This is a genomic window from uncultured Methanobrevibacter sp. (assembly GCF_902769175.1).
Lineage (GTDB): Archaea > Methanobacteriota > Methanobacteria > Methanobacteriales > Methanobacteriaceae > Methanobrevibacter.
Window position 1 is genome coordinate 1 of sequence record NZ_CACXNW010000046.1, and the last position, 13,566, is coordinate 13,566.

The window sequence follows — 13,566 nt, forward strand, 5'->3', positions numbered from 1 at the left end:
TTTTTTAATTTCTTTTTTTTTTAATTTCTTTTTTTTTTAATTTCTTTTTTTTTTAATTTCTTTTTTTTTTTAATTTCATAATTTCAATATTGAAGCTGGCATTTTCTTTTATTTATTATTTTATTTTAATTGTCCCATTTGATATTTTTAAAAGTTTTTAATGAAAATTCCTGTTTTGTAATTTTTAAAAGTTGTAATGTAATATCCTGTTTTGTAAAATCTTAAATAATCTATAATAATGATTAAAATCATTTATAAATCAATTTTCATAAATTAAACAAGATTTAGGTTATTTTAGGAATAGTTAAGTAAATCAAAGAATATTTAAAAATATTAAAATAATAATTGTTTAAATAAATCAACCTTATGTTTTATAATGACATATCTAAAAAGATTTAAATAACTTATTACTTATATATATTATTACTATAAAAATTAATAAATAAATATTCAAGTTTTGAATATTGTTTATCTTTAGCATTCAGACTATAGAATTAGAATATTAGACTTTTTTAAAAGATAGAAATTTTTAAAAAAGATTTAATCAATCATATTAATACATTTAAATAATTATAAAACCTTTATAGGTGATATCTTGAAAGTTATTATAGATGCAGCAAATGTTGCCCATTACCAAAAAGGTGAAGGTACAAAAGCTAAATTGAAAAACATTACTTTAGCGGTAAAAGCTTTAGAGGAAGGCAATAATGACTTTTTAATTATAGCTGATGCTTCCTTGCGCCATAATATTGATGATAAAGAGACTTTTGTTAGATTGGTTGATGATGGAATCATTGATGAAGTTCCTGTAGGAACCATTGCAGACCATTATATCCTTGACTTGGCATATGAAGAAGATGCAAAGGTATTGTCTAATGATAAGTTTAGGGATTTCATGTCAGAATTCCCAGACATAAACAGCATTAGAATCCCATTTTCAATTCAGGACAATCAGTTGATTATGGGAAAAACCAAAAAGCCTAAGAAGGTCAAGAATCTCTTGCAGAACATCTGTGATGAAATCCTAAATGAATTGGAAAGAAAACGTTGGGTGGTTTATACAGGTAAGGAAACAACCAAATTCACTCCACTTAATGTTGCAAAGCAATCTATTCTTTTGCTTGATCAATCTGAACAGGATAATGTCTCTTCTAAAATAGAAGGGATCTTTTCCAAATTGCCAATGTTTGATAAGGTTATGGAAATGGTTGATGATGTTGAAACATCAGTTCCATATGTCATTTTCGTTTTAGTTCATCCTAAGGATTATAAGGCAGCTGTTAAGGATGCAGGTAACATTTCAGTTACTGTAGCAGACAGATTAAGATTGGTTCATAAGCCATTGATAGCTGTTCGTAATGACTTATTTATCAAGCCAGGTTACTTTGGATTGAATATAGTTTTGACTGATGAAGTGGAAGACAATCCTCCATACAATATTGAAATTCAAACAAACACTTATGATGAAGTGTTCATTAAGAAGAATTCAAGAAACATTGCAAGTACAGTTGCAGGAAGATTAGGCTCATGGAAGTTCCCATTCGTATCAGTCAAGCCTAATATGATACTTGAAAAGCCAGGTGAATTTGAAATTTACTTGGAGAAGAATTCCAAGAAAAAGAAAAAGGAATAAATGAATTTTACTAAAAATGAAATTTAAAAATCTTAATCAAAATGCAGATTAGGGCATTTTGGTTAATTATTTAAATTTTTTATGTATTTATTTTATAGTGACTGTATTTCAATTATAATCATTTAAAATTCAAAATTATTAAAAAATCATTTAACAATCATTTAATCAATTAATTATTATTTAAAAATTATTTAATCAAAAACTAATAGGAGGGTAAAGAATGGCGGATAATACTTTAATAAGAAAAGTTATTTCCTTAGTTACTAATCATGAGATAATTAGTATAGGGACAAAATATTTCCCAACTACTCCATTAGAAACTGAATATGTAGATATGTTTAATTATACTCAAACTATGCTTATGGAAATTGATAAGGCTCACATTACTACAGAAAGTATATTTACCAACTTAGTGAGAGATGTTGGTCGTGAGAACATTCCAGAAAACCATAGTTTTTATGAATTGCTTCCTGCTCAAGATAGGGTTGAAGAATATGCTCTTGTAAGTAACATTATTATGGGTAGTGACCGTTATATGTATGTAGAGCTTTCCGAGCCTTCAAGCATTATTGATCTTTTCACTGATATCATCTTAAGAGAAAAAGGAGAGATTATCGAAAGAAGTGAAACAGAGATTGTTTCAAAGTTAATGTCTAAGAATGATGCAATCAGAGTAGCTATTAGATTGGTAGGCATTGGATTGGATAATGGAATCCGTGTAAGGGCTGCTGCTGGTATGACTGGTGCTGCCGCTATTGAAAGGTCAATTAAGTTCAATAAGGAAGTTGGAGATTCTCCAGGTGTTGCATTTACTAAATTAGGTGGTGAATATGCGCTTGTATTGGATACTCCTTTCAAATTGGGAGAATCTGAACCTCCTGAATTCCAGCAATACTTGTTTATTGATATTGTAGACTCCACTAACTTCATTTCCAAGCATGGAAGAAACAAGCTTGTTGAATTGATGACAAGTGTGAAAGAGTTTATGGAAGATTGTGAAGGTCAAATTGAAGGATACCGTGAAGGTGGAGATGACCTGATTGCAAAATTCCCAAGTAAGGATGTAGCTATCCGTGCAGGTCTTGATTGTGCATGGTTCATTCTCAATAATGGTGCAAAAGTTAAGATAGGAATCGGCAGAAGCAGAAGAGAAGCAGGAGAGCGTGCAAATATTGCAGAGGGAATTAAAGGATTCGGTGCCTTGTCTTTAGTTGTATTTGACTTGGCTAATGGATTATATGCATATAACATCCCTTCAGACTTTACAAGAACATTTATTGATATCCTAACCAATAAAAAAGGCAAAATGATTACTGCATTTGTTGTAATGTTCATTTTAAGTTATTTATTGGCTATTATGGGTATGGGAATTTATGGTCTATTGCTCTTGATAATTATTGTAGCATATTATACTTTTAAATAGTGCCTTTGGCATTTTAATTTAAGAATTTAGTTATTGGAATTTATTTATGCTTTTGGCATTTTAATTTAAGAATTTAGTTATTGGAATTTATTTATGCTTTTGGCATTTGAATTTTAAGAACTAATATAATCTGAATTTAAATGGATTGTGACTAAAATTTTGTCTAATCTATTTAAATTTCAAATAAAACCTGTATTAAAACTAAAAAGTAATATTAAAATATTTTTGGTCTTTTATGGCTTAAGATATTAAACGTAATTTGTGGTGAAACTAATGGCAAGAAATGGTGGCAGATTTAGGAGATCTAAAAAACCTGAAAATAAAAATGTTTTAAAGACTAGAACTCCTAACAATTCTAGAAATTCCAGGTATTCAAATAGTCCTAGAAATTCAAGATTTTCAGCTAATTCTAGAAATTCAAGAGGTTCTATTTGGTCTAGAACTCCCAACACTATTAAGAAACCTAGAAGCCCTAAGCAAATACTTTTGATGGTAATAATTTTAATTGCCTTCATTTGCGGTTTAGCTTTAGGAATATCCATGATTGTAGGTTTCGGTGAATCAGACTTACCTAATGATGGAGAGGTGCAATATATGAATGTAACAAACAATATTACTGCATATGAAAACAGCAGTTATGATTTGCAGGATGAAAACGGAACTCAAATTTCATACTATGATTTTGATGAGAATGTTACAGAAGGCCAGAATATCACTGCATTCAATGTCTCTAGTTCGGCCAATATATATTGATTTTTAAGGATATCACTTTTATCCTATTTTATTTTTATTTTATTTGTTTTACATATTGGGATTTTTTTGATAATTTGATAATATAGTTATTTTTATTCAGAATTAATGTTTATATGGTTTTAAGTTTATTTTAATTGATTTTTAGGTGAAATATTATGTCTAAGATTAATGTTATTAAAGGTGGAATCTGTGCTGTTGATGGTGTAAAGGCAGCAGGAACTCGTGAAGGCAAGTATGGTCTTGCAGTTATTGAATCTAAGGATAGCAATGCTTCAGCAGTATTCACTTCAAATAAGGTTGTAGCAGCACCTATTATCCATACCAAAGAAATGATAAAAGGCGGAAAGATTTCTTTAGTGGTTGTAAACAGTGGGAATGCTAACTGCTTTACAGGAATTGATGGAATAAGAGACTGTGATAAGATCATTGAATTTGCATCAGAACAAACTGGCATACCATCTAATGAAATAGCCACTGCATCTACTGGTGTCATTGGAAGAAGAATGCCTATGGACATTATTTTGCCTTTAGTTGGAAAGTCCATTTCCCAATTAGACCATTCCATCGAAAGTTCAACAGATGCTGCAAAATCCATTATGACAACTGATACCTATCATAAAGAATTTGCTGTAGAAACCACTGTAAATGGTGAAAAGGTAACTATTGGAGGTATCACTAAAGGTGTTGGTATGATTGCACCAAATATGGGTACCATGTTATGTTTCTTGGCAACTGATGCTGTAATCTCTTCTGAAATGATTAATAAGGCTTTAAAGGCTGCTGTTAACAAAAGCTTCAACATGATTGTTGTTGATGGCGACCAAAGTACCAATGACATTGCTATTTTAATGGCTAATGGCAAGTCTGGAGTTGAAGTTGCAGAAAATGATGAAATAAACCCTGATTTCCAAGAAGCTTTGGATTTCATCTGCATCAGCTTAGCTAAAATGATGGCTCGTGATGGTGAAGGAGCAACTAAATTTATTGAATGTAAGGTTCAAGGTGCTAAATCAGAGGAAGACGCTATTTTAGCTTCAAAATCTGTAATCAGTTCCTCTCTTGTAAAATCAGCTATTTTTGGCGGTGACCCTAATTGGGGAAGAATAGTTGCTGCAGTCGGTTATTCTGGATGCGAAATGGATCAAGACATGATTAGCGTTTCTGTAAATTCTGATGATGGAAAAGAGGCTATTTTGGTGGACCAAGGTAAAATCTTAGCATTTGAAGGAACTCCAAACCTTAAAGATGCTGAAGAGATCATGCAAGAGAAAACAGTTAATATTCTAATTGATTTGTATCAAGGAGATTACACCGCTACTGCTTGGGGTTGTGATTTAACCTATGATTATGTGAAAATCAATGCAGAGTACACTACTTAAAAACAGAATATTTTTTTATTATTTTTTATTTTATAATATTTTTATTATATAATAATTTTTTATTTATTTTATAATTTTTTATTTATTTTTTATTTTTTTAAAAAAAGAAAATTAAGAAGTTATTTTAATTTCTTAATGTTGTTTTATTTTTTTTTAAAATTTTAAACCTTTCAAATCTTTTTTCTGGTTTAATTTTTTAATTATTTTTTCATTTCAAATCTTTTCAAATCTTTTATAGTTTAGTTCTGTTATTTTATTATCTTCTTGAAGCAATGATCACGTCTTTAATTTCATTTGGCGGAACCTCTATTTTTAGGCCTAAGGTTTGAATTATAGCTTCCATTCCATTTCTTTTGCTTGGAACCTGTTCATATGTATTCTTTGGAATAAGAACATATCCTCCAGATTTAACTTTTGACAAGCTTTCCAATGTTAATGTTACAATATTGTCATCAGTTTCTCTCATATAGCTTTTGTTGAGATTGATAAGTACAAAATCAAATTCTCCCCTTACCTTATCAACATCTTTAGGTCGGCTTTGCAATATATCGGTTTCTTCAATAATCTGATCTGTAATTATAAATCCTGTTCCATATTCAGATACTAAATCAAGGAATGGTATAAGTTCCTTCAAATAAGTTTTATCATCCTTTTCAGTTATTTCTTTTTTATTTGCACTTAAAATAAGTGAAAATGCACGTTTTTCAATATCTCTTAAAAAGTTTATGTTGTCTATAACTTCATTATAATCTTCATGAACCAAGTATACGAGTCCTCCGCTTGATTGCAAATCTTCAGTTTTATGGAATAACTTATCATCAACAATCTCTGCCATAGATGTTTTATAATGGCTTTTAAATCTGAAAATTATATTATCCATAGGTGATGATCTGGCAATAATGTCTTTTGGAACGATAAATAGCTTTATTGCTCCATATGCATATAATCTATATGGTTTTCTATAATTTGCCATAAATAGCTTTGGCTTTAGGTATGAGTCTAAAATGCTGTCTGTTTCGTGCTGTCCAGAGATTCTGTTTAAAAACTCCGCTTCCATATTTGCTCCACAAGGGCGGCAATTCACTTCAATCAAGACAGGTCCTTTTTCATCAATCATATATTCTCCATGAATTGGCCCATATTGGATTCCTATTGCATCAGCTACTTGGTATGCATATTCAATCATTTCTGCTTCGCCAATGCTTAATTCATTGACTGTTTCAGAACTATCATATACTATAGCACCATCAGAAGTTTTCATTTTTGTATATTTCCAAATCAAAGTTACCTTATGTTTTCCTTCACAGGATACTGTATTGACTATATACTCTTCACCATTTATATATTCCTGAATTAAGAGCTCAGTATTATAATCTCCAAAACGATTAACATCATTCAATAATAGTTTAACGGTTTCAATCATTTCTTCCCTATTTGTACATATCCTTACGCTGGCAGACCCTGAACTGTATGTAGGCTTTATGACTACTTCCTTTAGGTTTTCACTATCATAATAGTCAATAGCATCATCTAATGAGTAAATCACTTTGCCTTTTATGTAGCGAATGCCATATTCCTTTAGTCTATTATGCATTTCATTTTTTAATGTCATTGCATCAAGATTTTCGATAGGGTTTCCTAAAAGGCCTAAGTCATGGGATAATTTTGTTGTTAGGATTACTCCCTTTTCATTTCCAGCTACGATGAGGAGCGGATCTAATTTTCTAACCATCTCCAGTGTTTCTTCATAGCTGTCCTGTTCATAGATTATGTCAAAATCGTACTTGATTCTTTCATATTCCTCATAAAGGCTTTTTTGGTATTTTTTCCTTCTTCTGTGTCTGTCATTTTCGGCTCAAGCACAATAGGGTTATATCCTCTGTTAATGATGTCTTCAATAAAATTTATTCCAGTTGATTTGCATTCCACAACTATAATATTTCTCATTTGGCCTTTCATCTTATCCCTCGATTTTTCTATCATTTATTAAATTTCAATTATTTTTATAATTATTCTTATTATTATATTTTTTTTAATTATCCTAATCTATATGGCATAAAAATATTTTAAACTAAATTTTTTCTATTCTGAGTTCTAATTTAGCATTTTTATGGGTAAAGTTTATATGTATTAAAAATAAACATTTTATTAGGTTTTATTATTAAAGCTATTTTTATAAAGATTTTATCATATTTTTCAATATGGTTGATTTCTATCTTATTATTTTAAAGATTAATTTATAATCTTATTATCAAAAATTAAAGGAGGATTATTAATGGCAAAAGTTAAAGGTACTAACAAAAGAACCAGACCTAAAAGATCTTACAAAAAGCCTGGTAGTAAAAAAGGTAGAGGAGTAAGACAAACTTGGAAAAAATAATTTTTCCAATTTGATTATTTCCTATTTCAAATTTAATTACGTATATACAAATTTTAACATACATTTTAGTATTATTTAAACAAATTAGGATTATTTCCTAAAAAAATTTTATTAGGTTTTTAGATTTTTAAAAAGTTAATTAATTATTTTTGGTGTTTTTATGGTTGATGAAGACAATAAACGTAAGAAAAAATCAAAAAAACCTTCTAAAAAATTACTCTATTTTTTAATCATTTTAATTGTTGTATTGGCAGAGGGTTTCGTTCTTTGTTATGACTATGCAGCACATGATGAAAGCTTATTGGGAGACTTATCCAAAGAGTATCCTATTTTAAACAAGGTTTTAAAGTATATTCCAACTAATTTGACAGGATCTGAAGTTACAGATATTTCTTCATTGCAAAAGCCTGCTAAAAGAATTGGGAAAAACAGTTTGGGAACAGTAACTGTTGAAGGGCCTTATGGAAATAAAAAATCATCTGTTAAGGTTGCATATATATTAGGTCAGCATCCAAGGGAATCCAATGCTCATGATGCAATTTACAATAGCCTTTTAAACTCATCAGATTCCTTGAATTATTCCTATTATGTTTATAGGATAAATGTAACTGCAGAAAGCGATGATTTCGAGGAAAGCAGAATGAATGGTCAGTTGCTTGCTCAAGAATATGTAGTTAATCACATAGTCAAAAAGGGATATGACTTAGCTATTGACATTCATGCTTCAAATGGTGGATATGTACAAGATCCTTATATATTTGCTCCTGTTTCTACTGATAATGTGGCTTATGGATCTGCAACGAATGTTACTAAGGCTATGAATTATGTTATTTATTATGAGCCTGCAAGCTATTCCTCTCCACAGTACTCAACTATTCCAATTGACGATGGGGGAGTTCCAGCTATTGTATTTGAAATTCGTGGAAATCCTGATCATAGCTTGGAAGCTGAAGCAAATCAATTCGTTCATGTTGTGGATAAATTGTACATATAATTTTTTGTTTTTTATATTTTTTTTTAATTAAAAATTTTTTCTTTTTTTCTATTTTAGATATAAAAATCTAAATATTTTTATTGAATTGTCCAATTTTTAATTTTTCGCTTAATTTTATTAAGTTTGTAAAAATCTATTTAATAATCGTTTGTACATTTATGTAATTTTTTTTTAAAAATTTAAACAGTATAATAAAAATATATGGAATCACTAAACAAGGTTTAGTAATTTTAAGAATTTTTTAAAATATTTAAATATGCTAAATGATAAATATTTAAATAACTATCATAAAAATGATATGTTTTAAAGGTGATAAAATGGGTAAACTAGATGGAAAAGTCGCAATTGTAACCGGAGCAACCTCTGGTATGGGAAGAGAATCTGCAAAATTATTTGCTAAAGAAGGCGCAAAAGTCGTTGTCTGTGGAAGAAACGAAGAAAGAGCAGCAGCAGTTGTAGATGACATTAAAGCAGAAGGTGGAGAAGCAATTTATATTATTGTCGATATGGCAAACTTAGATGAAGTACCAAAAATCTATGAAGAAACCATGGATGCATATGATACCATTGACGTTCTCTTCAACAACGTTGGTGTATTAAGCATGTCTCCATTAATGGACGTAACCCTTGAAGAATGGAACAAAGTATTCAATGTAAACGTAACCTCTGCATTAGTACTCACTCAACTTGTAGCTCCTGTAATGAAAGAAAAAGGACATGGAACTATTGTTAACACCTGTTCTGTAGCATCCTTCGGAGCCCACCACGGATTTGCTGCATACGTAGACAGTAAACACGCTATGATGGGATTAACCAGATCCATGGCATGGGAATTAGGTCCTGAAATCAGAGTAAACGGTATTGCACCAGGTCTTATCCACACTGCAATGGTAGACAGTATTGGTGGTCCTGCTGTATTACAAAACATGATTGACCAATGTCCTGTAAAAAGATGTGGTGAAGGTAAAGATATCGCTGAATTAGCATTATTCTTAGCAAGTGATGAATGCGGTTTCTTAGATGGTCAAATCATTAAATGTGACGGCGGATTTGAAATATAATCCTTTTGTGGTTGAATAATTTAATTTTTAATATCCGATGATGATTATACAATCATCATCTCACCTCTTATTTTTGAATATTTTTAATATTCACTTTTTTTCTTTTTTTATCTAAAATTTATTTCGTCTGTTGTTTTTCTTTTAATTAAATAAAATTAAATCTCCTTTTCATAAATATTCTTGTGTAAAATCTTATTTTCATTTAATAATTATTGTGTAATATTTTATTTTTATTTAATAATTATTGTGCAATTTTTTATTTTTATTTAAAAATTTTCGTGTATTATTTTATTTTTATTTAATAATTATTGTGCAATTTTTTATTTTAATTTAATTAATTTTATGGTTAATATTTTCATAAGTTTCCCAATAAGTTTCTAATTTAAAAAGAGCTTTAATTGATTTAATGTAATATGATATGTTAATCTGTTTTTCTTATTTATGGCATATATATTCGGATACAATTATATTCTTAATTTTAAATTTTTTGAAAAAAGGGTATACTTTGTAATATCTTATTTTTTACATTTTTTTAAAAAAGGGTATACTTAGTAAATTCTTATTTTTTACATTTTTTGAAAAAAGGGTTTATTTTGTGATATTATTAATTTTAACATTTTTAAATAATGGTATTATAACTTTTATAAAAAAATTAAAAAAAAAGAAAAATATATTAGAAAAAATAGAAAAAAGAAAAATAAATAAATAACATAAATGGAGAAAGATTATTTATTATTTTTCATATTTCTAAAAATTTTTAATCAAGTCTCTGTTGCACTTATCACATCATAATAGAATGCATCAGGTTCTTCAGAAAGTTTCTGATTGAACTTAAGATTGAATTTGCCATTAGTGGTATTGTCTATTTTAGAGTCATGGCTTCCTATAAGTTCATTGCCCTTATAGAAATTCACCTTAATGTCAATGTTCTTATAGTCCTTTCCATTTACTGAACTGATGCTTTGACTAAATGAATACTCTTTTTTATCTGCATTCCAACTTGTAGTTGGTTCTATGGAATAATCAAAGAGTTCTGTTTGTTCAGAGCTTTCTGGATGTGAAAAATTGCTGTATGCAAAAAATCCTCCAATGGCAAGAACTGCAATAATTGCAACAATCATTACTATATACTTCTTATCCATATTTCGCCTCCTTAAGATTTTTTCTTAGTTCTATATATGGAATATTAAGTCATATAATTATATGTTTTAACTCATTTTTTTGTCTTTTTGATTTTCGCGCTTGTCAATGCAGCGTCATTTACATAGTAATATTTGTAAATAGGCACCTTTGTTTTCCATTTTCCCCAAACTGGATGATAAGCTTTAACATATTGCCATTGGGAAAAGTGAACATGCCCTCCTCTTACTACAGGTCTTAGAACCCATCCATATTTTTGTTTCCAACCATATTTCCATACAATCTTATAACCAATGACTTTCTTTTTCATTCCTTTTCCAAAGATGTTAAGGCATTGGCTTTTATCTAAAATCTTCATTTTATTTGATATTATCTGATCTTTGATGTCGATTGCATTCATATTGGATAAAACAATGGCTTTTTGAGTGAAATATGAACTGAATTCCTCTAATGGAGGTCTATGTTTCCTTCAGTTGAATCCGCTAAAAAGACATGTGTATCAGTTATATTTTTAATGACGGTCCAATGTTGGCATCCATTGATATTCAAATGGACTATGAAGTTTTCCTTAAGGTTTGTAATATCCAGTTCAACACCAAATGCACTAAAGTTATAGTAGTTTGCAGCATCTATTAGTTATTGCATGCTTGTTCCATTTATGCTGGTGTTTGTATGTTGGGATACTTCCTATAATGAAAGATTAAGTCCATAGCTGTTTAAAACAGTTGCAAGAGATGCAGGACCACAGCTATAGTTGTCATTAGCCATCACTATTCCGGTAGTATCTTTAGATTCTTCTTTTATGGTTTCTAAGATATGCTGGTAGTCATCTACATTATGATGCTGATTGTCATCCAATTTATCTGAATCTTGGTCATTGCTGTTTATATCAGCCTTGTTGCTATAGTTTTCACAGATTGTCAAGTCAGACATGTCATTGCTTTGGGATGGACTTGAGCTTTCAGAACAAATATTCATTTTGTCTAATTCCATTGGATCATTGCTTGCATTTGAATCATTTATTTCAATCAGGTCATTGTCGCTTGCAGTAACTTGGCCCATGATTAAAAATAAAGATACTAAACATATAATTAAAATGCTTCTATTTATTTTTAACATAGTTTTCCTCCTATTTTTTAACTTATTTTTTAGCAAATCCCGAAAATATCTGATTTTCAAGTCAATTGAATCATGATTTTCTTTTTTTATCTAAAATATTTCGATTTCAATAGTTTGGATTCTAAATTTTAGATATTGTAAACTATTTATAAATCTTCTATTTTCTAAACTATTCATTATAAATAGTTTATTTTTAATATAAGTTGATTTGCTTTCAAAATGAAGTTAATATTTAATTTAAAATAAGTTATATTTAAATTTAAAGTTTTTATGATTTTAATTTTACATTTTAATTATAATTTGCACTTTAAATTGAATTTTACAATATAATTGTAATTTTTTAATTCATTAAATTTTTTTAGATAATCTTAATATTTTAATCAATTTAAAATGAATTGGTCTCTTTTAATTTTTAAAAAAGCTCTTTTAAATTTCTAAAAAAACTCTTTTAAATTTCTAAAAAAAAGGATTTATTTTTTTTGTAAAAAATTTTAAAATAGGATATGTTTTTATATAGTATTATTGATATATTATTTATTGATAATTTATTAGGAATTTATGAGTTGAGATGAAATTCCGGATAATTGGAATTTAAAAATTATATTTATCAATTATTAATTAAGTGTGATAAAATGGAAAGAGTAAACATTTTGGTAGAAGCTCTACCTTATATTAAACAATTTTACAATAAAAAAGTCATGATTAAGTATGGAGGCCATGCTATGGTTGATGAAGAGGCAATGGCTTCTACAGCAAGTGATACAGTTCTCTTAAAATATGTGGGAATGCAACCTATTGTAGTTCATGGTGGAGGTCCTGAAATCACAAAATCCATGAAAAAATTAGGAAAGGACCCTAAATTCATTAAAGGATTGAGAGTGACTGATGAAGAGACCATGGCAATTGTTAAGATGGTTCTCGTTGGAAAAATCAATACTGATATTGTTTCTCAAATCTGTTTGCATGACGGAAAAGGTGCTGGATTGTCTGGAAAGGACAATAAATTAATCCAAGCATGCAAAAAGATTCATAGGATAAAGGATGAGGAAACCGGAGAGATTGAAGAGATTGATTTAGGTTATGTTGGTGAAATCAAGAAAATCAATCCTGAAATTCTATGCATGTATACTGAAAATGATTACATTCCTGTCATTTCCCCTATTGGAATCGCTGATGATGGAACTACCTTTAATCTAAATGCAGACACTGTAGCTGGAGCAATTGCCGGTGAAATGGATGCAGAAAAATTAATCATTTTAACTGATGTTCCAGGTGTTTTAAGAGACCCTGAGGATCCTTCAAGTCTAATCCAAAGAATTCATGTTGATGAGATTCCATCTTTAATTGAAGAGGGAGTTATTACTGGAGGAATGATTCCTAAGATTGAAACTTGTGTTGATGCACTTAACAATGGTGTAAATTCCGCTCATATTCTTGATGGAAGATTAAAGCACACATTGCTTCTTGAAATCTTCACAAAAGAAGGAATCGGAACTATGATTTATAAATAGGTTTTATTAAGGGTTTTTCCTTATTAAACTTATTAATTTATTTTTTTTTAAATTTGAGGGTGTGTCACGATTAGGACCATCAGTCACTTTTTTTCTTAACTTATTTTCCTTTAAATTTATATACAATGAAGTACAATCTATTATTATAGAAATAAATAATTTAGGTTGTGTAT

General features: G+C 29.1%; 13 protein-coding genes. 7 read left to right on the plus strand and 6 right to left on the minus strand.

The features are described from left to right. Positions 1-595 precede the first annotated feature (595 nt). The 4 genes from QZV12_RS12820 (at position 596) to argJ (ending at position 5,188) form a co-directional block, all read left to right on the plus strand. The gene (locus QZV12_RS12820) at positions 596-1,633 is read left to right on the plus strand and encodes a Zc3h12a-like ribonuclease (protein ID WP_295622458.1); all 1,038 of its coding nucleotides are present in this window, start codon (positions 596-598) and stop codon (positions 1,631-1,633) included. Between the two features lie 220 nt (positions 1,634-1,853). Further along, positions 1,854-3,056 (plus strand): hypothetical protein, encoded by a 1,203-nt coding sequence (locus tag QZV12_RS12825; protein ID WP_295622460.1) that lies wholly within the window; start codon positions 1,854-1,856, stop codon positions 3,054-3,056. Between the two features lie 273 nt (positions 3,057-3,329). Beyond that, positions 3,330-3,809 carry a hypothetical protein gene (locus QZV12_RS12830; protein WP_295622462.1) on the plus strand — a complete coding sequence of 160 codons (480 nt, stop codon included), beginning with the start codon at positions 3,330-3,332 and terminating at the stop codon, positions 3,807-3,809. 155 nt (positions 3,810-3,964) lie between these two features. Continuing rightward, positions 3,965-5,188: a bifunctional ornithine acetyltransferase/N-acetylglutamate synthase gene (argJ, locus tag QZV12_RS12835; protein WP_295622464.1), complete on the plus strand. Its 1,224-nt coding sequence runs from the start codon at positions 3,965-3,967 to the stop codon at positions 5,186-5,188. Positions 5,189-5,444: 256 nt separating this feature from the next. On the opposite strand, the gene QZV12_RS12840 is transcribed toward argJ, so the two are convergent. Together QZV12_RS12840 and QZV12_RS12845 are read right to left on the minus strand one after the other, a co-directional pair. Then, positions 5,445-6,920: an ATP-grasp domain-containing protein gene (locus QZV12_RS12840; protein WP_295622466.1), complete on the minus strand. Its 1,476-nt coding sequence runs from the start codon at positions 6,918-6,920 to the stop codon at positions 5,445-5,447. A 35-nt stretch (positions 6,921-6,955) separates the two neighbouring features. Then, the gene (locus tag QZV12_RS12845) at positions 6,956-7,147 is read right to left on the minus strand and encodes a hypothetical protein (RefSeq protein ID WP_295622468.1); all 192 of its coding nucleotides are present in this window, start codon (positions 7,145-7,147) and stop codon (positions 6,956-6,958) included. 581 nt (positions 7,148-7,728) lie between these two features. Here QZV12_RS12845 and QZV12_RS12850 point away from each other — a divergent pair. Further along, on the plus strand, positions 7,729-8,562 hold the full coding sequence (locus tag QZV12_RS12850) for a hypothetical protein (protein WP_295622470.1): 834 nt from the start codon (positions 7,729-7,731) through the stop codon (positions 8,560-8,562). Positions 8,563-8,879: 317 nt separating this feature from the next. Continuing rightward, complete coding sequence (locus QZV12_RS12855) at positions 8,880-9,623, plus strand: SDR family NAD(P)-dependent oxidoreductase (RefSeq protein ID WP_295622471.1); 744 nt, start codon at positions 8,880-8,882, stop codon at positions 9,621-9,623. A 761-nt stretch (positions 9,624-10,384) separates the two neighbouring features. Here QZV12_RS12855 and QZV12_RS12860 read toward each other — a convergent pair. The 4 genes from QZV12_RS12860 to QZV12_RS12875 all read right to left on the minus strand — a co-directional run bounded on the left by QZV12_RS12860 (position 10,385) and on the right by QZV12_RS12875 (position 11,882). After that, on the minus strand, positions 10,385-10,765 hold the full coding sequence (locus QZV12_RS12860; RefSeq protein ID WP_295622473.1) for a hypothetical protein: 381 nt from the start codon (positions 10,763-10,765) through the stop codon (positions 10,385-10,387). Between the two features lie 71 nt (positions 10,766-10,836). After that, positions 10,837-11,163, minus strand: coding sequence for a hypothetical protein (locus QZV12_RS12865; RefSeq protein WP_295622475.1), 327 nt, complete (start codon positions 11,161-11,163; stop codon positions 10,837-10,839). A 47-nt stretch (positions 11,164-11,210) separates the two neighbouring features. After that, on the minus strand, positions 11,211-11,396 hold the full coding sequence (locus tag QZV12_RS13775; RefSeq protein WP_366925567.1) for a cysteine peptidase family C39 domain-containing protein: 186 nt from the start codon (positions 11,394-11,396) through the stop codon (positions 11,211-11,213). Positions 11,397-11,450: 54 nt separating this feature from the next. Further along, positions 11,451-11,882, minus strand: a complete 432-nt coding sequence (locus tag QZV12_RS12875; protein ID WP_295622479.1) for a hypothetical protein — start codon at positions 11,880-11,882, stop codon at positions 11,451-11,453. Positions 11,883-12,514: 632 nt separating this feature from the next. Between QZV12_RS12875 and argB the strand changes: the two genes are divergently transcribed. Beyond that, a complete protein-coding gene (argB, locus tag QZV12_RS12880; RefSeq protein ID WP_295622481.1) occupies positions 12,515-13,393 on the plus strand; it encodes an acetylglutamate kinase in 879 nt (292 codons plus the stop codon). Positions 13,394-13,566 lie beyond the last annotated feature (173 nt).